This is a genomic window from Rhodococcus sp. RD6.2, assembly GCF_001040705.1.
GTDB lineage: Bacteria > Actinomycetota > Actinomycetes > Mycobacteriales > Mycobacteriaceae > Rhodococcus_G.
In genome coordinates this window covers 589,088-613,357 of the sequence record NZ_CVQP01000007.1, presented here as the reverse complement: position 1 = coordinate 613,357, position 24,270 = coordinate 589,088, and the positions used below count along the sequence as shown (strand labels likewise).

27 protein-coding genes are annotated in these 24,270 nt (G+C 69.6%); 10 read left to right on the top strand and 17 right to left on the bottom strand.

Annotation, left to right across the window (positions count from 1 at the left end; translation table 11 throughout):
* Window positions 1-49 precede the first annotated feature (49 nt).
* The 9 genes from mftG to mftA form a co-directional block, all read right to left on the bottom strand.
* A complete protein-coding gene (gene mftG, locus RHCRD62_RS16440; protein WP_050065741.1) occupies window positions 50-1,498 on the bottom strand; it encodes a mycofactocin dehydrogenase MftG in 1,449 nt (482 codons plus the stop codon).
* Window positions 1,495-2,892: a mycofactocin biosynthesis glycosyltransferase MftF gene (mftF, locus tag RHCRD62_RS16435; RefSeq protein ID WP_050065740.1), complete on the bottom strand. Its 1,398-nt coding sequence runs from the start codon at window positions 2,890-2,892 to the stop codon at window positions 1,495-1,497. Before mftF ends, mftG begins: the two co-directional genes overlap by 4 nt.
* A 25-nt stretch (window positions 2,893-2,917) precedes the next feature.
* Entirely contained in the window at window positions 2,918-3,628 is a 711-nt protein-coding gene (gene mftE, locus RHCRD62_RS16430; protein WP_050065739.1) for a mycofactocin biosynthesis peptidyl-dipeptidase MftE, read from the bottom strand.
* 118 nt (window positions 3,629-3,746) lie between these two features.
* Window positions 3,747-5,699 (bottom strand): mycofactocin system FadH/OYE family oxidoreductase 2, encoded by a 1,953-nt coding sequence (locus tag RHCRD62_RS16425; protein ID WP_050065885.1) that lies wholly within the window; start codon window positions 5,697-5,699, stop codon window positions 3,747-3,749.
* A complete protein-coding gene (locus RHCRD62_RS16420; protein ID WP_050065884.1) occupies window positions 5,696-7,651 on the bottom strand; it encodes a mycofactocin system FadH/OYE family oxidoreductase 1 in 1,956 nt (651 codons plus the stop codon). The genes RHCRD62_RS16425 and RHCRD62_RS16420 overlap by 4 nt, the downstream gene beginning before the upstream one ends.
* 4 nt (window positions 7,652-7,655) lie before the next feature.
* On the bottom strand, window positions 7,656-8,834 hold the full coding sequence (gene mftD / locus RHCRD62_RS16415; protein WP_050065738.1) for a pre-mycofactocin synthase MftD: 1,179 nt from the start codon (window positions 8,832-8,834) through the stop codon (window positions 7,656-7,658).
* A gap of 10 nt (window positions 8,835-8,844) precedes the next feature.
* Window positions 8,845-10,080, bottom strand: coding sequence for a mycofactocin radical SAM maturase (gene mftC / locus RHCRD62_RS16410; RefSeq protein ID WP_050065737.1), 1,236 nt, complete (start codon window positions 10,078-10,080; stop codon window positions 8,845-8,847).
* 39 nt (window positions 10,081-10,119) lie between these two features.
* On the bottom strand, window positions 10,120-10,416 hold the full coding sequence (gene mftB, locus RHCRD62_RS16405; protein WP_007531746.1) for a mycofactocin biosynthesis chaperone MftB: 297 nt from the start codon (window positions 10,414-10,416) through the stop codon (window positions 10,120-10,122).
* Window positions 10,401-10,499 carry a mycofactocin precursor MftA gene (mftA, locus tag RHCRD62_RS25535; protein WP_084734304.1) on the bottom strand — a complete coding sequence of 33 codons (99 nt, stop codon included), beginning with the start codon at window positions 10,497-10,499 and terminating at the stop codon, window positions 10,401-10,403. The genes mftB and mftA overlap by 16 nt, the downstream gene beginning before the upstream one ends.
* A 107-nt stretch (window positions 10,500-10,606) precedes the next feature.
* Here mftA and mftR point away from each other — a divergent pair, with 107 nt between their 5' ends.
* From mftR to RHCRD62_RS16390, 3 genes are all read left to right on the top strand, one after another.
* Window positions 10,607-11,230, top strand: a complete 624-nt coding sequence (mftR, locus tag RHCRD62_RS16400) for a mycofactocin system transcriptional regulator (RefSeq protein WP_050065883.1) — start codon at window positions 10,607-10,609, stop codon at window positions 11,228-11,230.
* 138 nt (window positions 11,231-11,368) lie between these two features.
* Window positions 11,369-12,049 (top strand): mycofactocin system transcriptional regulator MftR2, encoded by a 681-nt coding sequence (gene mftR2, locus RHCRD62_RS16395; protein ID WP_084734322.1) that lies wholly within the window; start codon window positions 11,369-11,371, stop codon window positions 12,047-12,049.
* A gap of 139 nt (window positions 12,050-12,188) precedes the next feature.
* Window positions 12,189-13,244 (top strand): ferredoxin--NADP reductase, encoded by a 1,056-nt coding sequence (locus RHCRD62_RS16390; protein WP_050065736.1) that lies wholly within the window; start codon window positions 12,189-12,191, stop codon window positions 13,242-13,244.
* Here the strand turns inward: RHCRD62_RS16390 and RHCRD62_RS16385 are convergent.
* The gene (locus RHCRD62_RS16385; RefSeq protein ID WP_050065881.1) at window positions 13,216-14,001 is read right to left on the bottom strand and encodes a DNA alkylation repair protein; all 786 of its coding nucleotides are present in this window, start codon (window positions 13,999-14,001) and stop codon (window positions 13,216-13,218) included. The two genes, RHCRD62_RS16390 and RHCRD62_RS16385, sit on opposite strands and share 29 nt — an antisense overlap.
* Before the next feature lie 125 nt (window positions 14,002-14,126).
* Here RHCRD62_RS16385 and RHCRD62_RS16380 point away from each other — a divergent pair, with 125 nt between their 5' ends.
* A complete protein-coding gene (locus RHCRD62_RS16380) occupies window positions 14,127-14,498 on the top strand; it encodes an SPW repeat domain-containing protein (RefSeq protein WP_050065735.1) in 372 nt (123 codons plus the stop codon).
* Between the two features lie 65 nt (window positions 14,499-14,563).
* Window positions 14,564-15,172 carry a TetR/AcrR family transcriptional regulator gene (locus RHCRD62_RS16375; RefSeq protein WP_172671075.1) on the top strand — a complete coding sequence of 203 codons (609 nt, stop codon included), beginning with the start codon at window positions 14,564-14,566 and terminating at the stop codon, window positions 15,170-15,172.
* On the opposite strand, the gene RHCRD62_RS16370 is transcribed toward RHCRD62_RS16375, so the two are convergent.
* The 6 genes from RHCRD62_RS16370 to RHCRD62_RS16345 form a co-directional block, all read right to left on the bottom strand.
* On the bottom strand, window positions 15,158-15,946 hold the full coding sequence (locus RHCRD62_RS16370) for a glutamate racemase (protein WP_050065734.1): 789 nt from the start codon (window positions 15,944-15,946) through the stop codon (window positions 15,158-15,160). The genes RHCRD62_RS16375 and RHCRD62_RS16370 overlap by 15 nt on opposite strands.
* Window positions 15,947-16,097: 151 nt before the next feature.
* On the bottom strand, window positions 16,098-17,186 hold the full coding sequence (locus tag RHCRD62_RS16365) for a thiolase C-terminal domain-containing protein (protein ID WP_050065733.1): 1,089 nt from the start codon (window positions 17,184-17,186) through the stop codon (window positions 16,098-16,100).
* Entirely contained in the window at window positions 17,183-17,611 is a 429-nt protein-coding gene (locus tag RHCRD62_RS16360) for a Zn-ribbon domain-containing OB-fold protein (protein WP_050065732.1), read from the bottom strand. The genes RHCRD62_RS16365 and RHCRD62_RS16360 overlap by 4 nt, the downstream gene beginning before the upstream one ends.
* A gap of 68 nt (window positions 17,612-17,679) precedes the next feature.
* A complete protein-coding gene (locus RHCRD62_RS16355) occupies window positions 17,680-18,882 on the bottom strand; it encodes an NAD(P)/FAD-dependent oxidoreductase (RefSeq protein WP_050065731.1) in 1,203 nt (400 codons plus the stop codon).
* Window positions 18,883-18,973: 91 nt separating this feature from the next.
* Window positions 18,974-19,444 (bottom strand): hypothetical protein, encoded by a 471-nt coding sequence (locus RHCRD62_RS16350; protein ID WP_050065730.1) that lies wholly within the window; start codon window positions 19,442-19,444, stop codon window positions 18,974-18,976.
* 44 nt (window positions 19,445-19,488) lie between these two features.
* A complete protein-coding gene (locus tag RHCRD62_RS16345; RefSeq protein ID WP_050065729.1) occupies window positions 19,489-20,031 on the bottom strand; it encodes a hypothetical protein in 543 nt (180 codons plus the stop codon).
* Window positions 20,032-20,180: 149 nt separating this feature from the next.
* Between RHCRD62_RS16345 and RHCRD62_RS16340 the strand changes: the two genes are divergently transcribed.
* From RHCRD62_RS16340 to RHCRD62_RS16320, 5 genes are read left to right on the top strand one after another with little or no spacing between them, the layout of a single operon-like run.
* A complete protein-coding gene (locus RHCRD62_RS16340; RefSeq protein WP_050065728.1) occupies window positions 20,181-20,612 on the top strand; it encodes an Asp23/Gls24 family envelope stress response protein in 432 nt (143 codons plus the stop codon).
* Window positions 20,609-20,941, top strand: coding sequence for a hypothetical protein (locus tag RHCRD62_RS16335; RefSeq protein WP_050065727.1), 333 nt, complete (start codon window positions 20,609-20,611; stop codon window positions 20,939-20,941). Before RHCRD62_RS16340 ends, RHCRD62_RS16335 begins: the two co-directional genes overlap by 4 nt.
* The gene (locus tag RHCRD62_RS16330; protein ID WP_050065726.1) at window positions 20,938-21,117 is read left to right on the top strand and encodes a hypothetical protein; all 180 of its coding nucleotides are present in this window, start codon (window positions 20,938-20,940) and stop codon (window positions 21,115-21,117) included. Before RHCRD62_RS16335 ends, RHCRD62_RS16330 begins: the two co-directional genes overlap by 4 nt.
* Complete coding sequence (locus tag RHCRD62_RS16325; RefSeq protein ID WP_253277340.1) at window positions 21,110-22,111, top strand: DUF6286 domain-containing Asp23/Gls24 family envelope stress response protein; 1,002 nt, start codon at window positions 21,110-21,112, stop codon at window positions 22,109-22,111. Before RHCRD62_RS16330 ends, RHCRD62_RS16325 begins: the two co-directional genes overlap by 8 nt.
* Window positions 22,108-22,683 (top strand): hypothetical protein, encoded by a 576-nt coding sequence (locus RHCRD62_RS16320; protein WP_050065725.1) that lies wholly within the window; start codon window positions 22,108-22,110, stop codon window positions 22,681-22,683. Before RHCRD62_RS16325 ends, RHCRD62_RS16320 begins: the two co-directional genes overlap by 4 nt.
* Before the next feature lie 306 nt (window positions 22,684-22,989).
* Here RHCRD62_RS16320 and tuf read toward each other — a convergent pair whose 3' ends face one another.
* Window positions 22,990-24,180, bottom strand: coding sequence for an elongation factor Tu (gene tuf / locus RHCRD62_RS16315; protein WP_050065724.1), 1,191 nt, complete (start codon window positions 24,178-24,180; stop codon window positions 22,990-22,992).
* Window positions 24,181-24,270: the final 90 nt, after the last annotated feature.

Here is a 24,270-nt window from a genome sequence, read left to right as displayed (position 1 = left end):
ACGCGAGTCACAGGTCACGGTTCGGGGTTCCCCGCTGCAGCCGCCCTGGTCAGGCGTCCAGTCCGGTGACGAATCGCGCGACGCGCTCCGCGACCATCACGACCGTGGCGTGCGGGCCGCGGCTGGGCAACGACGGCATCACCGACCCGTCCGCGATCCAGAGCCCGTCGACGCCGATCACGCGACACCGGTCGTCGACGACCGCGGCGGGGTCGTCGGGCGATCCCATCGCGCAGCTCCCGGCCAGGTGCATCGAGGTACCCAGACCCACTGCGCCCGCTGGATGCTCCACCGCCACACCGAATCCGGACGCACCGAGCAGTCCCCGGGCGAGGTCGAGGCCCGCGCGCATTGCCGCCCGGTCCGCGGCGTCGCTCAGATACCGGTACCGAACGAGCGGCGGAACGGTCGGGTCCGCGGATCGCAGGGCGATCTCGCCGCGGCTGCGGGGGCGCATCAGCGCGACTCCAATCCTGCCGAACGGATCGTCGACACCGGCGATGGCCTCGCCGAACGGGGCGGTGTACGGGCGCAGCTCGAGATCGTCGGTCTCGAGGACCACTTCGAGGACGGCGCGGCCGGAACTGTGGGGAGGCGCGTCGACCGGACGGTAGGCGAGGGTCACCTCGGGATGGTCCTCGAAATCCCGGCCGACCCCCGGCCGGTCCAGCACGACCGGGAGACCTGTTCGTGAAAGTTGTTGCGCCGGACCGATCCCCGAATGCATCAGCAGGTGCGGCGTCCCGACCGCGCCCGCGCAGAGGACGACCGTATCGGCGCGGAGCACCCGCACCCGTCCGCTCTCCTCGACCTCCGCGCCGACCACCCGCGCGCCCTCCAGCACCAGACGCACCGCCCGGGCCGCCGTCCGCACCCGCAGATTCGGCCGACCCAGGTGCGGGACCAGGTAGGCCGTCGCGGTGCTGACGCGAACGCCCGCCCACGCGTTGAGCGGGACCGGTCCGACCCCTGCCGCATCGGGTTCGTTCAGGTCCGCGCGGTACTCGTGTCCCGCGGCCGTCGCTGCACGCACGAACGCCGCACTGTAGGGATGTAACTCGTCCTCGCCGGTGCGGGTCACCGGCATCGGTCCGCTGTCGCCGTGCCAGGCCCGGTCGCCGAACGGGTCGGACTCGAGGCGACGAAAGTGCGGCAACACTTCGTCGTACGACCACGACCGCGGCCACCGGGTGAAGTCGTCCGCGGTCGCCCGCACGAAGTAGCCGCCGTTGACCTCACCCGAGCCGCCGAGCACCCGGCCTCGGGCGAGCAGCGCCTCCTCGCCGCCGTCGGACAGGTGCGCCGGGTAGCGCCACACGAGGTCGCTGTCCGGCCCCACCGGAAGGAGTCCGAGGGCGCCGGGTCCCGTCCCCCGCGGTCCCGCTTCGACGAGCGTCACCGCGCAGTCGGGGTCCACGCTCGCCCGTCCCGCGATGACGCACCCCGCCGAACCGCCACCGATCACGAGGACGTCGGTATGCGGCGGGGCCGGAGTCACCGCGTCAGTCGTGGCGTCAACGCGGCCCGGCTGCGATGCATCAACGCACCCCGCCACAGACCGGTCCCGTACGCCAGATCGTCGAGCCGCTTGTACGCCAGGTGCCGCACCGGTCCGAGTCCGCCCGGCTCGCGATGCGTCCACCAGTCGGCCGCACCCTCCGCGACCGCGACCGCGAGTGCGATCCGGCGGACCCGCCGCGAACAGAGGGCCGCGATCACCGTCACCGGCCAGTAGTGCCTGCACATCGCCGACGCGAGCTGCCACGCCCCGCCCGCCATGCCCTGGATGGCGAGCACGGTCGCGATTCTCGTCGGACGGTCCAGATCGCCGAAGGTGCGACGCAGGCGATGAACCGTCACCGCCTGCGTGACGAGGGCTCCGACGAACCCGATCCGCGTTCCCGTCACGGCGAGCAGCCATGCGAGCACCGTCCACACCGACATGGCGAGCGGCGGAACCAGGCCCTGATGCCGGGACGCCAGCGGCGCCGCACCGGTCCCGTAGAAAACCTTGCGCCCGAACCATTTCCGGAACGACACCCGATGGTCGTGAGCGACGTGCGCGACGGGCTCATAGCGCAGCCGCCATCCCGCCTCGTGGAGCCGCCAGCACAGGTCGACGTCCTCCGCGACGTGCATGGACTCGTCGAACCCGCCGACATCCTCGAGGGCACGCGCCCGGACCAGCATCGCCGCGCTCGGCACGTACGACACGGCACCACCCGCACGGACCTGCCCCTCCTTGCGACCCAGGTCGAGCGAGGAACGTGCGTGCTCGTATCGCGCCAGCGAGCCGCCCTCGGGAGCCAGCGCAACGATCCGCGGCGCCACCATCGCCACTGCCGGATCACTGAAATGTCCCAGCATCGCATCCAGCCAGCCGGAGCGGGGCACCACGTCCGAGTCGAGAAAGGCGACGAATCCGGTTGTGGCCTCCGCGATTCCGGTGTTGCGTGCCGCTGCCGGACCGCGCGCGACGTCGTGCCGCACGACCCGAACACTGCCCCTCTCGCCCTGCACAGGCGGAGTCGTGACGGGCACCGCGGAACCGTCGTCGACGACGATCACCCGCAGTCCGTGCAGAGCGGGCAGCAGTCGGTTGAGCCCCGCGACATTGTCCTTGACGGGGATGACGACGGTGACGTCCTGATTCGGCGGCGAACTCATCGGTCGCGGATTCGCGACTCCGGAGTCCAGCAGTCGCCGGGCAACCTCCGCCGTCTGGTGATCGACGACCCGCAGATATCCGTCGCCGATCATCGCGGCCGCGGTCGGCGCCAGCTTGAGCATCCGAGTCGGCGATCCCCCGATCAGGACCCGACCGGAGGAGAAGGTACGCACCGTCGGATCGAGGCGAACCCCGAATCCGTCGGGCAGTCGAGCGTGACGCATCAGGCGATCGTATTCGCTTCTGTGCTCACCGCAACATCCCGCGGGCATCCGGATCCCATCGGTGCACCGCATCCGCAGCTCGCGCGCACATCTGCTCGAACACGCGTGCCCCCTCCTCGGCCGTCGCGCCCCTCGGATCACCGAGCACGCCGTTCGGACTGACCGCCGCAACACCGCCGCTTCTCAGCGCAGGCATCAGGTCGGCGATCGGACGCACGTCACCGCACTCGACCAGGTCGGCGCGCACCAGTACGGGCGAAAGGTGCAGCAACAAGGACGTTTCCGTGCGGCCGGCATGCGCGTCCGCTCCAGGAACCGCGCACGGCAGCCACGCCGCGTCCCGACCCTCGTACCGAAGCAATGCCACCGCCTCCGCGAGGGCAGGCGCGTTCCCGCCGTGCCCGTTGACGAACAACACGCGCGGCGACCAGCGACACGCCGAACGCCCGTACTCGACGACCACCGACTTCAGCACCTCGCTGCCCAGCGACACGGTGCCGGCGAACCCTTCGTGCTCGCCGCTCGCCCCGTACGCGATCGCAGGCGCGACCACCAACCCCGGCAACCGGCCGGCAACCGCCGACGCGATTCTGGTGTCGGTGTCGAGCGGAAGGTGTGGGCCGTGTTGCTCGACGGACCCGACCGGTACCGCGAGCGCGGGGCGGGACCCATCCGTCTCCGGCCACGTCGCGACGGCCAGCGGTCCGGGGCGGTCGAGGGAATCGGGTGCGGGCATACCCCCGATGCTATGCCGCCCCGCGAGGTTCCCTGATGTCACATCGGCTCACTTGGCGACCCCCGATGTGACATCAGGGAACCAGCGGCGGGGGGCGGACCGGGAGCGGGCGTCTCGGTCAGAGCGCCGAGGCGGCGCGGTGGCCTTCGACGACGGCGGCGTGGGCGCGGCGCGGGGCCAGGGCGTCGCCGATCCGGTGAATCTCGAACCCACTGTTGGACAGTTCTTTCCACAGTTCGTCCACAGGACTCTGGTGGACCGAGCACACGACGGCGTCGAACTCCGGTTCGGTGACCGTGCCCGTCGGATGATGCAGCAGACGCAATCGCACGCCGGTACCCGTGTCGACCGCCGCCATCGGGACCACGTCGGTCACCTGGGCAATGCCCGCGGCATGGGCGCGGCGCTGCCATCCCTCCATGTCCAGCGTCAGTCCCAGGTCCTGGCCGACGATCAGCGCCGGTGTCGCGACGGTGACCGCGCAGCCGCGCGCCGCGAGCGTCTCCGCGACGGATGTCGCCTGGTGAAATCCCAACTCGTCGAACACCAGAACCCGGCCGACCGGCTCCGCCCGATCCTCCAGCACGTCGCGCACGTCCACGACCGCGGCGCTGTCGGCGGCCCAGTCGGGCCTGCGGGGACGTGCCCCCGTCGCGACGATCACCACCTCCGGTTCCAGGCGGCGCAGCAGGTCGGCGTCCACGTCGACCCCGGTCCGGATCGTCACACCGGCGCGCCTGCACTCGCGTTCCAGATCGACTGCCATTTCACCGAATTCGCCTCGCCCGACGGCACGTGCGGCCGTGAGCACCTGCCCACCCAGATGCCCGTCACGCTCGAACAACGTCACTCGATGGCCGAGCGCGGCCGCGGTCGCGGCGGCCCTCATGCCAGCGGGCCCGCCTCCCACCACGGCGACGGCACGCCCGCGACGCCGGGGTGACGGCAACGGCACCGACTCCCGCCCCGCGTCGGGGTTGACGACGCACCCGAGCCACCGGTTCATGCCGACCCGACCGATGCACTCCTGGTTGCATCCGAGACAGGTGCGTACGTCCTCGGCGCGACCGAGCACGGCCTTGGCTGCGAAGTCCGGGTCGGCGATCTGTCCGCGCACCACGCCGACGAGATCGCAGTGTCCCTCGGCGAGCGCCTGCTCGGCCTGCTCCGGGTCGGTGAAGCGGCCGACGCCGACGACCGGGAGCGACACCGCGCGGCGAATAGCGTTGGGTACGAACAGCGCATAGCCGCGCGGCACCGCCATCGAGGCCTCGATCAGGTGCAGCGTCTCGGTGGCCATCCCGATCGACGTGTTGAGATAGTCGACGTGGCCGGACGCCTCGATCATCCGCGCCACCGACACCGCCTCGTCGAGGTGGATTCCGCTCGCAATCGACTCCTCCCCCGTCAACCGGACCCCTACCACCAGGTCCGGACCGACAGCGGCGCGGACCGCTGCGATCACCATGAGGAGTAGTCGGGCTCGGTTGGCGAGCGTCCCGCCATGGTCGTCGGTGCGCTGATTGGTCTGTGGGGAGAGGAATGCGCGCAGGATCGACGACTGTGACGCCTGGATCTCGACGCCGTCGAATCCCCCTGCGCGACACCGCTCGGCGACGGTGGCGTAACTCTGCACCAGTTCGCCGATCTCGCTCGCGCCGATCTGCCGGGGTACTTCACGGAACAGCGGATCCGCGACGGGACTCGGCGCCCACAGGTGCAGACCCGAGTACATGCCCGACCCCTGGCCCCCGTTGTGGTTGAGCTGTGCGAGGACGACGGCGCCGTGGGCGTGCACGGCGTCGGTGATCCGCCGGTAGCCGGTCACCACCTCCGGCCTGTGGCCCTGGATCACCTTCTCGTACGGCCGGTCCGTCGGGTGGACGCAGTGCTCCTCCGTGATGATCAGTCCGGCGCCGCCCCTGGCCCGTGCCTCGTAGTAGGCGGCATGCTGCTCGGTCGGCAGCCCGTCGACGGCCGCGTTCGTCAGGTGCGCGGTGAACACGACGCGGTTCCCGAGGCGGCGCGGTCCGATCGTCAGGGGTGACGTGAGGGTCGGTGTCGTACTCACCGCGACCACTCCGTCAGCAGATGTGTCGCGGCTTCGCGACCCTCGCGGATCGCCTCGGCCACCGTGCGCGGCGCGATCCTGTCCCCCACCACGAACCGGCCTTTCGCGGAGGTCCGCTCTCCCCCTTGCCCAGTGCCGTCCACCGCCACCGACTCGTCGGGGACGCGGTGTCCGCAGTCGACGACGGCATCGGCACGAACCACATCCCGCGTCCCGGTGTGCACGTGCTCGAGTTCGACCCGGCCGGCGGAGAGTCCGACGATTCGGGACCGCAGGTGCCGTACGACCCCGGCGCGCTGGAGGCGGCCGTTGGCGTCGGCGAGGTCACCGGTGCGCCCGAGTTGGGTTCCAACGACGGGATCGGGCGTCACCACGACCACGCTTCGACCCCGCGCGGCGAGCATCTCGGCGACCGCGACACCGACGGATCCGCCGATCGGATCCCACACCACCGCCGTGCCGTCGGGGAGCGTCCCCTCGAACACGTCGGCGGCGGCAACCACCGGCACGGTGCCGTCCCCCGGCACCGGCCACTGCCCGGCGACACTTCCGGTGGCGACCACGACCGCGGCGGCGCGTTCGGCGGCGATCTCGCGGCCGGTCACCTCACGCTCCAACTCCACCCGGACGCCGAGGCGATGGCACTCGTCGGCGAGCCACTCGGTCAACGCGGACAACGGTTCCCGTCCCGGGCCCGTCGCCGTGCGCGCCACCATCCCGCCGAGACGCCCGGACCTCTCGGTCAGCCGGACCCGGTGGCCGCCCGCCGCCAGCACCCGGGCTGCCTCGAGACCCGCGGGTCCGCCCCCGACCACCCACACGTCGCGACCGTCGCCCGGGTGAGGGGAACCCTCGCCCGGTCCAACCGCCTCTGGGTTCCCCTCACCCGGGGTGGGGTTGCCGATGCAGGTGACGACGGGGTTGCGGGGGTCGCGGACGAGGCAGGTCTGGTTGCAGAGCACGCACGGGCGCGGCGCGCGACCCTCCCGAACCGCGCGCACCAGGTCGGGGTCGGCGATCTGCGCTCGCGTCATCTCGACGAGGTCCGCGACGCCGTCCTCGAGCGCGCGCGACGCGGCCGCGGGGTCGACGACGCTGCCCTGCAACACCACCGGCACCCCGATCGCGCGGATCCGCCGCGCCGGTTCCACGTTGAACATGGGCGGGGTGTGCGCGTCCGGCCTGAGCCGGGTCGCCGTCGTCGGCCCGCCACGGACGACGGTCACGAGATCGAGCGAATCCGACAGCTCCCGAACGTGTTCCGCGGCGTCATCGGGCGAGATCCCACCCCACGGAGCGAGCTCGTCACAGGACAGCCGGAGAGCGAGGATCCGGTCCGGGCCGAGAACCGCGCGGACGGCGGCGACCACCTCGCGCAGCAGTCGAGCGCGGTCGGTCCCGTACTCGTCGGCGCGGACGTTGGTGAGCGGCGACAGGAACTGCCGCAGCAGCGCCGTCGGGCCCGCATCGACCTCGACCCCGTCGACGCCCGCCGCGACAGCGATCGCCGCGGACTCCGCGAATCCCGCGATCACGGACACGATCTCGGTGTCGCCCATCTCCGCGGGCATCTCCCGGCTCACGACGTCGGCGACCGGCGACGGCGCCCACAGCACCGACTGGGAGTACGCGCTCGACCCCTGCGATCCGTGGTGGCCGAGTCCGGCCAGGACCAGGGTGCCGTGCGGTCGGCATGCCGCGACGACGGCTTGCCACCCCGGCCCGCACTCGGCGGCGAGCGGCGCCCGCTCGTACGGCCAGTCGTCCGCGCACACCGACGCGGTCTCGGTCACGACGATGCCGCATCCGCCGCGAGCCCGCGCTTCGTAGTAGTCGGTGTGCCGGGGTGAGAACGCGCGGCCCACACCGAGATTGGTCTCGTGAGCGCCGAAGACCACCCGTGACCGGGCTCTGCGCCCGGCCAGGGTGGTCTCGTCGGTGATACCCGGCAGCGGTCTAGACCCCGAGGTCGCGGCGGAAGCCTTCGGGGATGACCAGGTCTGCGGGCGACAGGTCCGCGATGTTGGAGTGCCCGAGACCGAGGACGGCGGAGTCGACGCCGCCGCGCAGGATGTCGAGGACGTTCTCGACACCGGCCTGACCGTTGGCCGCCAGACCCCACAGGTACGAGCGGCCGATCATGACCGCGCGGGCACCGAGCGCGAGCGACTTGACGACATCGGAGCCGCGGCGGATACCGCCGTCGAGCACGACCTCGATCTGCTCACCGACGGCCTCGGCGATCGCGGGCAGCGCCCGGATCGGCGCCGGGGTGCCGTCGAGGTTGTTGCCGCCGTGGTTCGACACCGAGATCGCGGTGCAGCCGGCGTCGACGGCGCGCTTGGCGTCGTCGACACGCATGACGCCCTTGAGCATGAACGGGCCGTCCCACTGCTCACGCAGCCACGCGACGTCCTCCCACGTGGGCAGCGGCGTCCCCATCCACGACCCGTACGCGCCGAAGAACGTCGGAGCCGGACCGCCGTCGGCGGGCGCGAGGTTCGGGGTCGTCAGGTCCGGGATGGAACCCGACTTCACGAACTGCGACAGCCACTTCGGGTGCAGGATTCCCTGCAGGGCGTTGGCGCGCATCGCGGCGAAGTCCATCTTCTCCGGGATCGCCGGGGAGCCCCAGTCGCGGCCCATCGAGAACGACCAGTCGAGCGTCATGATCAGACCGGTGGCGCCCGCCTTCTTTGCGCGCTCCATCCGATGCAGCAGCTCGTCGCGGGTGCCGACCCAGTACATCTGGAAGAACGTCTGCGGGTTCGCCGCGACGACGTCCTCGACGGACTTCGACGCGAACGAGGACAGGCCCATCGCGATGCCGCGGGCCGCCGCGGCGCGGGCGACCGCGACCTCACCGTCGGGGTGCACCGCCTGCACGCCCGTCGGGGAGATCATCACGGGGAAGGACAGCGGCTGCCCCATCACCGTGGTCGACAGTTCCCGCTTGTCCGACAGTCCCGCCACGTGCGGCGCGAAGCCGAGCTCGGCGAACGATTCGGTGTTGTCGGAGGTCGACACGCCCTTCTCGGAGCCGGCGACGAGCGCCATGTACACCGGCTTCGGCAGACGCTTCTGGGCCCGCCGCTGCGCCTCGGCAACGGTCTCGAACCACGCATTCTTAGCCATCGAGATTCCTCTACTTCATTCCCGCGAGCGGGTTTTCGTCACAGATCTTGGCCGGAGGCCGGGTGGTGAGCAGCGTCAGCGGCACCGGCGCCTGCGGGATGCGGCGCTCGGCACGCTTGCCGGTTCGGGAATGGTCCTGACTGGACTTCGGGACACTGCGGTCCGCTTCGAGCGCCGATTCGCCGTATCCCTGAACGCATTCGGGGTCCGGACCATCCATCGGCAGGCCGGTGAAGAACTTCGCGGCCATGCATCCACCGCGGCATGCGTCGTAGTGCGCGCACTTGGAGCAGGCGCCGCCGGTCTGCGGGGAGCGCAGGTCCTGGAACAGGTCGGAGTGCTGCCACACGTGCTGGAAACCACCGTCGGACACGATGTTTCCGGCGAGGAACTGGTCGTGGATCGCGAACGGGCACGCGTAGACGTCACCGATCGGGTCGATCAGGCAGACGACGCGGCCTGCGCCACACAGGTTCAGTCCGGGCAGCGCGTCGCCGTAGGCGGACAGGTGGAAGAACGAGTCACCGGTGAGCACGCCCTCGCCGTTGGCGACCAGCCAGTCGTAGAGTTCGCGCTGCTGCGCCTGCGTCGGATGCAGCTCGTCCCACACGTCGGCGCCGCGGCCTGACGGGCGGAGTCGCGTGATCCGCAGCGTCGCACCGTACTTGTCGGCGAGCGCCTTGAAATCGTCGAGCTGGGACACGTTCTGACGGGTGACGACGACGGAGATCTTCGCGTCCTTGAACCCGGCCTCGGCCAGGTTCTCCAGCGCACGCACCGCCATCGCGAACGAGCCGGGGCCACGGACCGCGTCGTTGACCTCGGCGGTCGCACCGTCGAGGGAGATCTGTACGTCGACGTAGTCGGACGAGGCCAGGCGTTCGGCGACCTTCTTGTCTATCTTGACGCCGTTGGTGGAGAACTTCACACCCACCTGGTGCTCGGTCGCGTAGTCGACGAGCTCCCAGAAGTCCGAGCGGACGGTCGGCTCACCGCCACCGATGTTGACGTAGAAGACCTGCATGCGCTGCAACTCGTCGATGATCGACTTGCACTGCTCGGTCGACAGCTCCCGCGGGTCACGCCGCCCGGACGAGGAGAGGCAGTGCACGCACGACAGGTTGCACGCGTACGTCAGCTCCCAGGTCAGGCAGATCGGCGCGTCGAGGCCGAGCTCGAACTGATCGACCAGTCGCCCCACCGCGGGCGGCGGGCTGGTGGCGGGTGGTTCCAGAACGGAGGTCATGGGTTCTAGTCCTCGTCAGAAAGAAGTAGGTGCGGACGATCAGGCGGCGGAGGCCGCGGCCGCGGGGACGATCATCTTCGACTCGGCCAGTGTGGCCAGGGCACGCGCGTAGATGTCGATCCGGGCGTCCTCGATACCTGCCGCGCGGATCGCACTGCGGGCGTCGGGGTGGTCGGCCAACGACTTCACGATGCCGACGATGGTCACGTTCTTCAGGAAGGACAGCTTGCGGGTCCCGAAGTGGTAGAGCAACGCCCCGAAAGGTTCGGGGCGAAGCGCCACCTGCGGGTGCAGCTGCCACCCGGTGTCGAGATTCACGGTCAGTACACGCCGCACATGCCGTCGATCGAGACCTCTTCCACGAGAGACTCCTGGACGAGCTCGGTCTCGGCGACCACGGATTCACGAGTGTCGGACATTCACTTACCTCCTGTGTCAGTGTTGATCCGGTCTCAGCCCTCTGTTGCTGTGACTCGGCTCACGACAATAATGGCATCGAGTGCAGAATGGAAGGCAGGACGCGAACTTGGCGGGTAACAGCAGGTCGGAGCCGGTCCGAATCGGCCGCAGACCCTCGACGACTCCTGATCGGATCAGCAGCATCGCGATCGCCCTGTTCGCGGAACAGGGATTCGAGGAGACGAGCGTCGACCAGATCGCCGAAGCCGCGGGCATCGCACGGCGCACCTTCTTCCGGTACTTCCCCTCGAAGAACGCGGTGCCGTGGGGCGACTTCGACACCCACCTGTCCGACATGCGCGAGCAGCTCGCGAACCTTCCCGGCGACATCTCGCTCGCCGACGGACTGACCAGGGCACTGCTCGAGTTCAACCGGTTCCCGCCGGACATCGCGCCGATCCACCGCAAGCGCATGGAGGTGATCCTGAACGCGCCGGCACTGCAGGCGTACTCCATGGTCATGTACACGGGATGGCGCGACGCCATCGCCGAATACGTCGCCGCCCGCCTCGGCTGCCGCACGACAGACCACCTTCCCCGGACGGTCGGCTGGCTGGTGCTGGGCACCGCGCTGGCCGCGTACGAGCAGTGGCTCACCGACGAAAGCCTCGAGTTGTCCGACCTGCTGCGGGCGGGCAGCGCGATCCTGACCGACGGACTCACGACGCTGCCGGCGACCACCGATTCGTGACCCGGACAGGCCGGTCGACCTCGTGCGGCCGATTCCTGTACCGAAATTCCCCGGACCCGACCTCATCTCGGGCGATCGGCCTTAAACTTGGGCCAGAGGTCGGCACGAGTCGACCGAACACTCGCCATGGGACGCTCGATGACGGACAAGTCCGTGATCTTGGGTCGGCCTGCTCGACGCAATGTCGGCGCCGACTCACGGACGACCGGCACCACACACGGCAACCTGTCCGAGCAGGAGATCGTGAACGCGGCCCTGCGCGTCATCCACCAGGACGGCCTCGACAAACTCTCGATGCGCCGCCTGTCGCGTGAACTCGGCGTGTCGGCGATGGCGCCGTACTACTACGTCACCGACAAGCACGAACTGCTCGACCTCGTGGCCACCGCGGCACTGGGCGGGATCACCGCGCCCGAGCCAGGCCCCGACTGGACCGAGCGGCTCCGCAACCTGATCGACCAGATCGACGAGCGGCTCTCGACGTATCCGGGACTGGGCGAGGTACTGCTCGATCGGATGCTGCGATCGCAACGACACCTGGTCGCGCTGGTGATGGACATCCTCTTCGAAGCCGGATTCACCGACCGCAACGTCTACTGCGCGTACGCGACGATCCACACCTATCTGTACGGCCGCAGCGGCGTGACCACGCAGGATCCGCCGACGCCGGACCGATCCGTGCTCCCCGAGTCGATCGCCCGCGCGACCGCCCACATCGATCGGATCCACGGTCACGACGTCTACCGATTCGGTGTTGCGACGCTGATCGCGGGGCTGAAGGCGCAGCTCGAGCGTCAGGGCGAGGCGCAGCACGAGTGACGCGTCGTCCCGATTGCCGGGAGCGGGCGTGCACAATCTACGATCCAGCTGCTTACATGCTTTCTGCTACTCTGCAAAACTAGAACACGTTACAGAACGTGTGCACCGCTCCCCATGCAGCGCCCCGAGAGGATCGACCATGACCACTGTTGACGTTCCGCACAGCTCCAGGTCGGTTGTGCTGACAGTGTCGGGTGTCGTGGAGGAGACGTCGGACGCCCGCTCACTGGTGTTCGCGGTCCCGGACGACCTGCGCAGCCGATTCGAGTACAAGCCCGGCCAGTTCCTGACCCTGCGCATCCCCAGCGACCAGACGGGTTCCGTCGCACGCTGCTACTCGCTGGCCAGCTCCCCGTTCGTCGACGGCGATCCCAAGGTCACCGTCAAGCGCACCGTCGACGGCTACGGCTCCAACTGGCTGTGCGACAACGTCAAGGTCGGCGACACGATCGAGGTGCTTCCGCCCTCCGGAGTGTTCACCCCCAAGTCGCTCGACCACGACTTCCTGCTGTGGGGTGCGGGCAGCGGCATCACCCCCGTCATCTCCATCCTCAAGTCCGCCCTGAGCCAGGGCAGCGGCCGAGTGGTGCTGGTCTACGCCAACCGGGACGAGACCTCGGTGATCTTCCGCGACGAGCTGCGCGCCCTCGCCGCCGAGTACCCGACGCGCCTCACCGTCGTGCACTGGCTCGAGTCGCTGCAGGGCCTGCCGACCCCCGACCAGTTCGCGACGCTCGCTGCCCCGTTCACGTCGTTCGAGTCGTTCATGTGCGGCCCCGGCCCCTTCATGGACACGGTCCACAAGGCGCTCGCCGAGGCGGGCGTTCCGCGGAACCAGGTGCACGCCGAGGTGTTCAACTCGCTCGCGGGCGACCCGTTCCAGGACGTCGAGCTCGCGGAGGTCAGCGAGGAGGAGGCCGCCGACGCGGCGACCGTCACCGTCACCCTCGACGGAGAGACCCACGAACTGAGCTGGCCGCGCAAGCAGACGCTCGTCGACATCATGCTCGCGAAGGGCCTGGACGTGCCCTACTCCTGCCAGGAAGGCGAGTGCGGCTCCTGCGCCTGCACCGTGCTCCAGGGCAAGGTCGAGATGGAGAACAGCGAAATCCTCGACCCCGAGGACATCGCGGCCGGCTACATCCTCGGCTGCCAGGCCAAGCCCGTCACCGACCGCCTCGAGATCGAGTTCTGACACCCGCACCGTCTGCGCGCATCCGGCGATAGCGGGTGCGCGCAGACGGGTCGAGGTGCTCGGTCGCATAACTCAGCGCCGTCGCTCCCATCGCCGGGGCGTACTCGTCGAGAAAGCCCGTCAGCAACGCACGATCGACCCGCTTGCCGACCTCCCGAAGCATCCAGCCGAGCGCCTTCTGCGTCAGGTCGCGCCGGTCGGCGAGTAGCCGCGGCGCCAACTCGAGCGTCGTCGACGCGTCGCCGCGCCGGATGAAGCCGAACGTGGTCAGCAGGGCCACCCGCCTGCGCCAGAGATCCTCGTCTGCACCGAGGTCGAACACCGGATCGCGAGGACGGTCGAACAGCCAGCCGCCGAGGATGCGTTCCGCCGACGCGTCCACCAGATCCCAGTTGTTCACTCGGCCACGCAGCACCGCGGCCAGATAGAACTCGGCGATCCGCTCCCGCTGCGCATCGTCGCGGGTACGAACCCCGCTCGCCTTCTCGAACCGCCGCACCAGGATCAGCAGACCTGCCAGCCGGTGCTCGTGCACCTCACTGTCCAGAAGGGCGTCGACCTCCGGCAGCGGTAGGTCGGCGAACCGCTGTACGACCTTCCGCGTCGCCGGTACCCGCACCCCGACGAACACGTCGCCCTCGCCGTACTCCCCCGGACCGGTCCGGAAGAAGCGTTGCAGATTCTCGGCGTCGACCGGATCCGAGACCTCCGCGAGCGCCCCTACGACGTCACGGTGGCCGTATCCGACGGTGCTCATGCCCCGACCCTGCCACATACCCACTCACCTGCACGAACACCTTGATCGGACGGTCGATCAGGGCTATACCTGAAGGTGTGCCGCAATACCGGCATACGCGACAAATCCGGCGAAGGAGGCTGGAAATGAACGCATCCGTCAACAGGTGGCAGGACTGGGTCGCCGTGGTGATCGGCGCAGTCGTGGCGCTCTCACCGCTCTGGGTCGACACCAACAACGCCGCCCAGTGGTCGATGATCGTCCTGGGCGTCCTCGTCGCCGCTACCGGCGTCGCCAACATGATGGCGCCCACCTCCGAAATGGTCGTGGGGGCGATGGGTGTCCTCGGCGTCCTGCTCTTCGTCGCACCCTGGGTCACCGGCTACGCCGACATGGCGGGCGCCGCATGGACGTCCTGGGTCGGCGGCGCCGCGACCGTGCTGACCGCACTGGCCGCGATGCCCGAGGGTTCCCGCATGCACATCGGCCACGGCGGAGGACTCGCCCCGCACCACTGAGCACGTCCACCACTGATCCCGTCATCGCGCCGGGACGGATCGCTCCCGTCCCGGCGAAGGAGGAGGTGTTCGACGTGCCCGGCACCCGGAGAGGTCGATCGCACGCAGGCAGCGACACCCGGACGAGGATCCTCGACGCCGCCGAACAACTCATCGCCACCCGCGGATTCGACGCGACACCCACCGCCGCGATCGCCGCACGCGCAGACGTTCCCAAAGGCCTCGTCTTCTACTACTTCCCCACGAAAGAGTCGATTCTCACCGCACTCCTCACCGAACGGTTGTCCACCCGACCCGCCGTCGACGTCACCGGTGTCGCGGTGACGGGCGCGCCGATCGACGCCCTCGTCAACCTCGACGCGGCACTCGGCCGCGACGACAGCCCCACCGTCCGCGAGATCCTCTGGAGGGAAGCGGGCACCCATCCCGCCGCACGCGAACAACTGCGGGCCCTGCGCGCACATCTGCAGGCACTGACCGTGGAGGTGCTACGGGCCAGCGCCCCGCTGACCGCACCGGCACGCGTCCTCGACTCCTGCGCGAGCGCCTGGGTCGCCGCGATGTTCACCGCCACCCACCTCGACCGATTCCTCGAACGCGACGAGCGGGTGGAGTACCTGCGATCGGTCGCGCGGGTCGTGACCGCCGGAATGGGCGCGCTATCGCATCCGTGAATCCTCGACGCCCCGCACCGGCACAACCAGTTCACGACCGTCGGCGTAGACACCGGCACTGGCGGGCAGAGCCCCCGGCCGACCACTGACCAGCACCGACACCGTCCCGCCGCCGCCGACGTCCCGCCCGAGGGCGTCGATCCGACGAAGGGTCTGAGCCGCGACCGCGCGCGCACTGTCGAAGAGCGTCACTCCGGCGGGCAGTCGCTCGGTGATCAGATCCGCGACCAGCGGATAGTGCGTGCAACCGAGAACCACCGCATCACAGGAGTCGGGCGTGCCCGCCACGGCCGCGTCCACCGCCGCCGAGATCCGGTCGGTGTCGCCGAGGTCGATGGCGTCGGCGAGCCCGTGACAGGCGACGCCGACGACGTCGCTGCCGTTGCCGAACCGGGCGATCAGATCCGCCTGATAAGCACTCGCCGTCGTCGCGGCCGTCGCCCAGATGGCCACCGACCGGGACACCGCCGCGGCAGGCTTGATCGCGGGCACCGTCCCGATCACCGGGATCGAGTCCCCCAGATGCGTCCGCACGTGGTCCAGCGCCGTCACACTGGCCGTGTTGCAGGGCAGTACGACCACCTCGGCGCCGAGCCCGACGGCCCGATCCGCGGCTGCCACCACCCGGTCGACGACCCACTGCGCTGGCTTCGGACCCCATGGGGCGCCATCCGGATCCATCGACAGCAGCAGATCCAGCTCCGGACGCAGTCGACGCAGCCAAGCCGACGTCGGCAGCAACCCGAGACCCGAGTCGATCAGTGCAACCGTCATCGGACCCGCCCGGTGACCGCTGCGAGAAGCCACACCCGGTCCGACGAGTCCTTCACCGCCGAATCCTTCACCACTGTCCTCTCCACCGAATTCACCTCGACAGTCGAGAGTATCCGCAGCCCGCGACCGCGCGCTCGGCAGCATTCGCGGCTCAGCTGGTGCGACGGAGGAACAGGCACCCCGCCGACCCCGATCCACCGAGCGCGACCACCGCCGTCGACGGCGGACCACCGGACTCGGAGCCACCCTCGTTCCCGCGCATCCGAGCGACGGCTTCGACAACCAGATCGAGGTCCGGTCGTCTGCCCAGACCGAGGTGGCCGCCGTGCGGATTGACCGGAAACCTGCCGCCGCGCGAGATGGTGCCCGCCGTCGCCAGAACGCTGCCCGCACACCCCGGATCGCAGAGGCCCAGTGCCTCCAGCCAGGTCACGACCCGGAACGAGTACTCGTCGCCGATCAGGAGGATGCCGGGTACGGCACCGTGCAGATCCTCGCGCAGCGATGCTCCGGCACGGTCGGCGGCGCGCTCGGAATCCCGCTCCGCCAGCGGACTGACCGCATAGGCGGCGCCGACACCACCGACGCCGACGGAGCGACTCCCCGACCGCCGCTCCACACGGCCCACGGGTTCGAGCACCACTGCCGCCGATCCCCCGACGGGTCGCGCGCGGTCGTGCACGCAGAGAGGGTCGGCGAGCATCGGTGCCGACAGGTAGTCCCGCAGACTCAGTACCCGCCCCGCGTTCGCGGATGCGACGATCGCGATCCGGGCCAGATCGGGGCGGGTCAGCCCGAAACGCTCGATGTACGCGCGGGCGTCCAGCGCGACGTCGACCGTCTCGTCGTCCGCGCCGTACGGTGCGTGCCAACTCGCCCACCCGGTGACGGCCTCGGCGCGGCCGAAGCGATCGGCGCCGGACCGTGGATCCGGCGGCGGCACGGTCTCGACGCACACGATCGCCCGCAGCCGCCCGGACACGACCGCGTCGACCGCCTGCACTGCGGCCGCGCCCAGGGCACCGTGATCCGAAATCTCCGTCCGCCAACACAATTCGAATCCGAACAGATCGGAGACCGCGTAGGCGTCGACCCCGCAGGCCAGCAGACCGTCGACGTCGGAGACCGAGGTTCCGGCGTCGGAGAGTGCGGCACGTACCGCTGCACCCGTGGATGCGAGGGCATCGCCGGGCGCCGCGCGGCCGACGCCGGACACGACGACCCCGCCGGCGCCGCTCACGACACCGCCTCGATCCGGGCCTCGAACAGGTCGGACTCCTCGAGTTCGGCCAGCGGCAACCAGATCCGGTCGTCGACCTGCTCGAACACCAACCGGACCGGTGCTCCGACCCGAAGGTCGTCCGGATCGCATTCGACCAACCCGAGCAGGAGCCGCACTTCCTCGAGAAGGTCGACGATCCCGACGAGGCGCGCGGGGGAGCGAGCGCCCGGGATGCCGGTCCAGGACGCCAACACACCCTTGCCGCTGACCGGTTCGAACTCGAGGCGATCGAACCAGCAGTGCCTGCAACTCGGAACCGGGGGAAACGACCAGCGACCGCACCTCGGGCACCGTTGCACCAGCAGTCGCCCCGACGCACCACTGGTCCAGTGCGCCGCGGTCAGCTCCGTCGGTTCCGGAAGCGCACGCCGACCGTGCACCATGAATTCACGGTAGCCGCAGTGACGCCACCGCGGTGCCGTGAATCAGAGGCACACGGCGGTGCCGTGCATCAAACCCCCGCGGGGTCGAGTACGTCGCCGATGGGGACGCGGCCCGACACCTTGGCACGCATCTTCATCACCGGGCCCGCGAGTCCGCCGCCGACGACGGCGACGAGGTTGCCGTCGCGCTCGTAGTAGGCGAGGAACTTGCGTCCGTCGTCACGGACGATGTGGACGGTGTCGGTGCCGGACGGCTCACCGAGTGCCTGGATCTTGACGTCGTACTGATCGCTCCAGAAGTACGGCACCTGAGCGGGGGCGTCGGGTGCGGCCCCGGTCACGAGTGCGTGTGCGGCGATCTTGGCCTGCTCTCCGACGTTGCTCCAGTGCTCGACTCGTCGATGCTCGCCCTCCGGCTGCTGCCAGGACGCGACGTCGCCGACGACCCACACGTTGGGGTCGCTGGTGCGTCCGGTGGCGTCCGCGAGGACCCCGCCGCCTGCGGCACGGTCCGCGAGGGCGATCCCGGAGTCGTCGAGCCATCCGGTGACGGGATGCGAGCCGATGCCGATCACCACGAGGTCTGCGGTGATCTGGGAGCCGTCGCTGAGTACGGCTCCGGTGACCCGGTCGTCTCCGACGAGAGAGTCGAGTCCGATCCCGTTACGCACGTCGACACCCTCGCCGGTGTGCAGGCGGGCGACGAGGGCGCCGACCTGCTCGCCGAGCACCGATGCCAGCGGCGTGGGCTGCGGTTCGACGAGGACGACGTCGAGTCCGCGGGCGCGGGCGCTGGCGGCCACCTCGCAGCCGATGAACCCGGCTCCGACGACGAGTGCGGTCCGGCCTGCGACCAGGTCGCCGCGGAGGGCGTGCGCGTCCTCGAGGGTTCGCAGCACGTGCACGCCGGCCAGGTCGGCGAGGCCGGGGATGCGCCGCGGCGTGAGTCCCGTCGCGATGACCAGGTGGTCGTAGTCGAGGGTGGTGCCGTCGACGAGGGTGACCGTGCGCGCCGCGGAGTCGAGAGCGACTGCGGCCGAACCGAGCCGCAGGTCGACTCGCAGGTCGTCGTAGTGGTCGGCGGGCTTGAGCGTCACGTCGTCGGTTTCACCGCGGACGACGTCCTTCGACAGCGGCGGCCGGTCGTACGGCAGGTGCGATTCGTCCCCGACGAGGACGATCTCGCCGTCGTGACCGGCCCTGCGCAGTTCCTCACTGGTCCGCAGGCCGCCAAGCCCTGCCCCGACGATCACAATCCGTCCGACACCCATCGCGCGATTTCCCCTTCACACCTCGTCCACGACCGTGCTCGATCGTGTGGAAAGTTCATACCAAACTGACACGCGTTTCAGTAGTGCCACGTCATGACGGTTCGAAGTCCGAGACGAGCCACCGGCCCTCGATCCGGGTCAGATCGACGCGCGCACCGACCTTCGTGGTCACCGGATCGGGAGAAGCATCGGTGCTGGTCACCTGCGTCAGGAACACCAGCGCCTCGGCATCGTCGCCGTCGACACTCGAGACTCCCGTCGCCGTGACGGTGGCGGTCGAGGTGACCCGATTCGTCCGCGAAGTTGGAACGACGACCGTGTCGGTGAACTGTCCGTACCGGGCTCGGAACTCTCCCGTCAGCCGTTCCCCGGCGGCGTACTGATCCGCCGCGACGGTGTCCGGTGTGTAGGTCAGCAACGCCGTGGACGCTTCCGCCGCCGCCTGCGCGACCTCGTCCCGTGTCTGTGCGCTCACCCGCGCCTGCGCATCGTCCACCGTCACGGACAGCATCGCGGCACCCGCCGCCAACAGCACCGCAAGCACGCCGAGAGACCACGTCATCAGTCGAGACATTCCCCGTCGCTGCGCTCGCCCCGGTGAGCCCCTCATGCGACGTACTCCAGCGCTGCCGTGCGATATACGCCGTCCACCTCGTCCATCGTCAGCCTCAACCGCCACACCCTCGACTTCTCCTCGGGTTGCACGCGATTGGTGACGGTGGATCGAACCTGAACGAGGACGACTCCGCTGTCACCGTTCCACGACTCGATCGCAGCGTCCGCTTCCTGGCCGACGGTGGTGACCTCGGTGTCCTTGACGACCGACACGAACGACTCGGCACTCGACGCGAAATCGTCGTGGAACTCGCCGGTGGCTCCGGCCAGGACGCGGCGGACGTCGCTCTCGGCCGTCGCGTGATCGACGGTCGCGAGGTTCATCGCGGTGTCGCGGGCCGCGGCGAGCGCGTCACGCTGCTGCGACTCCAGCGCGGACGCCTGCCGGTACTGCCACAGCAACACCCCACACACCCCCACGAGCAGCAGACAGACAACCCCGAACGCCGCGACCACGACGCGCCCGCGCCGGGTCGTCCCGGCGCGGCCGTCCTCGTCCGACGGGGACGCGTCGTCCACGTGTGTCTGCGCCATACCCGTCCTTCGTCCGACTCCAGTGCGCGCTCCACCGTAGGTGATCCGACTCACAACCTCCGCTGCACCTCCGCACTCACTAGGGTTGAGGGGTGACCACAGCACCCGACCCCGGCGACACCCCCGCGCAACGACCCGGCCACGGGACCGTGCAGTTCGCGTCCGCGGCCTCGACCGAACTGGTCGGGTCCCAGGGCCGCACGATCATCGCCGACGCCGTCGTCGCGAAGATCGCCGGAATCGCCACCCGCGAGATCAGCGGCGTCTTCGACGTCGGAGGCGGCACCGCGCGGGTCGTCGGCGCGCTCCGCGACCGCATCCCCGGCGCCCGCGTCAATCACGGGCAGGGCGTCGCCGTCGAGGTGGGCGAGAAACAGGCCGCGATCGACATCGGGATCGTCGCCGAGTACGGCGTCGCCCTCCACGAACTCGCGGCCGGTATCCGCCGCAACGTCATCGCCGCCGTGGAACGGATGACCGGTCTCGAGGTCACCGAGGTCGACATCACCATCTTCGACGTCGTCCTCTTCGACGACGCCCAGCAGTCGAACGAACCGGATCCGCGCCCGAGGGTGCAGTGAGCAGCCACGCCGGCAGTGCCGACACCGACGCCGACCTGATAGCGGCGCGAGTGCTCGCGGTGCCCGGTGTCGCCGGACTGCACGGTGGCGAGTTCGGCGAGGTCGCCACCTACCTTCCCGGTCGCCGTGTCCTCGGCGTCCGGCTCACCGATCCCGGGTGCGCCGTTCACATCGTGGTCGCGTACCCGAACAACGTCGTCGACGTCGCGGACGCGGTCCACCGCGCAGTGGCACCGCTGATCGCGGGTCCCGTCACGGTGACCGTGGAGGACGTCGCCGACAGCACCGCCGCGGCACCGGCCGACACCTTGGAAGGGACATCGCGATGAACAGCACGGTCGTCGGACTGCTGGCCGGGTTGTTGCTCGCGCTGGCCGGGATCCTCGGCGGATTCGCCGGATTCGTGTTCGCCGTGATGCTCGGCGGTGCAGGCATGGCGATCGGCGCGCACCGCGACGGCCACTTCGATCTCGGGGCACTGTTGCGAAGCAGGGGCCGTGGCTGATCCGGTCGCCGTCACCGGGGATCCCGCGTCCGGGGAGACGATCTCCGCGGCGCCGCACAGCGACGTCGACCTCGAACGTGGCGCGCGCGGACAGCTCGTCGTCAAGGACCGCGCGGTATCGAAGATCGCTGTTGCAGCGGCTCTTTCGGTTCCCGGAGTCGTCCGCCACACGGGCAGCCTGCTCGCCCTGTCCGCGCGCGACCTACCGCGCGCGGACGTGACGACGGGACCGGACTCCGTCGCCGTCACCCTCTACCTCGCCGTGACGTGGCCGTGCCCCGTCGCCGTCCTCTCCCGTGAGGTGCACGCCGCGGTCGCCGATCGCGTCGAGACCCTCACCGGAATGGCCCTCGAACACCTGCACGTCGTTGTCGCCGCCGCGGTCCCCCGTCCGGAGGGCACCACCGACATGGACGCCCGCCAACTCGCTGCCGAGTGCGACCCGGAGATCGTTCCCGTGCGGGCGCGGCCACCGCTGGCGCGTCCGGGATCCGCGGTCGTCGCGGTGGCCGCGGCTGTACTGCTGATCGGTGTCGCGGTGGTCGCGGGCCGTGAATTCCTCATCGAGAAGGGCGCCATCGCACCTGCGGCGTGGGTTCGGAACTCGGTTCGGTGGATCGCGGACCTGCACGGGCAGACGTGGATGGTGGCTGCAGCGCTGGGTGCCACGGCCGTGGGCCTGATCCTGATCTGTCTGTCCCTGATGCCACGTACCCGTACCCACGTTCCGGTCGGCGACGACGGCAGCGCCGTAGTGTGGATGCGCCCGACCGACGTCGCACGCATGTGCAGTTCCCGCGCCGGCACCGTCGGCGGTGTTTCCGCTGTGCACACCACTGTGGATCGCAGGCGCGCAACGGTGCACGTGACACCGAACGGCGAGGTGGCGTCGGACGCCCTGGAACAGCAGGTGCGCGACGCCGTCGAACCCGCACTCGCCGCGGTGTCGTCACCGCGGGAACTCCGCGTCCGGGTCGGGAGGGTCAAGCAGTGAAACGGCGAACGTCCATCCTGGACCGCCTGGTCGCGCTCACCGCGGGACTGGTGCTCATCGGCGCAGCCGGTCTCACGCTGACGTGGTTCGTCGGGGTCGAGTCGGTTCGCGCGTTCGTCCGGCGTCTCGATCGGGGCACGTTGTCGGAGTTTCCGGACCAGTCGTGGTGGCCGACCGCGCTCGGCGTGACGGCCGTCGTCGCGTTCGTCGCAGGTCTCGCACTGTTACTGGTGAACGTGCGGCGTGGACGTCCCGAGACGATGCCGGTGCTGCCGTCGGGGCCGCACTGGGCCGACGAGGGTTCGGACACGTCGCTGTCCGTGGATCTCGGTCCCCTGGCCGCAGGCTTGGCCGGGGAGCTGTCGAGTCTCGACGGGGTACGCACGGTTCGTCAGTCCGCCATCGACGACCGGGGACTTGCGACCCTGCGGGTGACCGTCGTCGCCGATCCGAGCATCGACGTCGCCAGCTTCACGCGCAGCGCCGAGTCGTTCGCGCGGGCGATGGCGGCCGCACTTCCCGGCGCGCCCGTCGCCACGCAGGTCCTGCTGCACCTCGCTCCGGCGGACTAGTCGGCCAGCGGGACCGCGTCCTCTCCGAGGAGTCGCGCGGCCATTTCCACACGACCGACCACCTGAGCCGACGCCTCCGCCAACACGGAGCCGGCATGACGATCCTCGGCGGCGCGCCGGTCACCGTCGTCGACGACGTCGTGCGCCTCGATCCACGCCCGGCCTGATCAGCGTCGGGCTCACGACTTCTTTGCCGGATCGGGTCCCGCCCCGTAGAGGACATCGCGGAACGCGAAAACGGCGCCCACCCCCGAAGGGATGGACGCCGTTTCCGTTGTCCAGCTTGATCAGTCAGTGATCAGGAAATCACTTGATGATCTTGGTGACGCGACCGGCGCCGACGGTGCGGCCACCCTCACGGATCGCGAACCGCAGGCCCTCGTCCATGGCGACCGGCTGGATCAGCACGACGGACATCTCGGTGTTGTCACCGGGCATGACCATCTCGGTGCCCTCGGGGAGGGTCACGACGCCCGTAACGTCCGTGGTACGGAAGTAGAACTGCGGGCGGTAGTTGTTGAAGAACGGGGTGTGGCGGCCGCCCTCGTCCTTCGACAGGATGTACGCCTGGCCCTCGAACTCGGTGTGCGGGGTGGTCGTACCCGGCTTGACGACGACCTGGCCGCGCTCGACATCTTCACGCTTGATGCCACGAACCAGCAGACCGACGTTGTCGCCCGCCTGGCCGGAGTCGAGCAGCTTGCGGAACATCTCGATGCCCGTGACCGTGGTCTTGGTGGAGGTCGGGCGGATGCCGACGATCTCGACCTCTTCGTTCACGTTCACGATGCCGCGCTCGATACGACCGGTGACGACGGTGCCACGACCGGTGATCGTGAAGACGTCCTCGACGGGCATGAGGAACGGCTTGTCGGTCTCACGGACCGGGTCCGGGATGGAGTCGTCGACGGCCTGCATGAGGTCGAGGACCGACTGGCCCCACTTCTCGTCGCCCTCGAGCGCCTTCAGCGCGGAAACGGGGACAACCGGAGCGTCCTCGTCGAAGTCCTGCGAAGCCAGCAGCTCGCGGACCTCCATCTCGACGAGCTCGAGGATTTCCTCGTCGTCGACCATGTCGGCCTTGTTCAGGGCGACGAGGATGTAGGGCACGCCGACCTGGCGAGCGAGCAGCACGTGCTCACGCGTCTGGGGCATCGGGCCGTCGGTGGCGGCGACAACGAGGATCGCGCCGTCCATCTGAGCGGCACCGGTGATCATGTTCTTGATGTAGTCGGCGTGGCCCGGCGCGTCGACGTGCGCGTAGTGGCGCTTGTCGGTCTGGTACTCGACGTGGGAGATGTTGATCGTGATACCACGAGCCTTCTCCTCAGGCGCCTTGTCGATCTGATCGAAGGCCGAGGCCTCGTTCAGATCCGGGTACTTGTCGTGCAGGACCTTGGTGATGGCCGCGGTCAGCGTCGTCTTGCCGTGGTCAACGTGACCGATGGTCCCGATGTTGACGTGCGGCTTCGTCCGCTCGAACTTCGCCTTCGCCACTTGATGGCCTCCTGTTGTGTTGCTTGCGTAAATGCAGCAGTGCGGTTGTTTTACTTGGTCGTGCTCAGCTGGTGAAAACTCGCCAGCGGT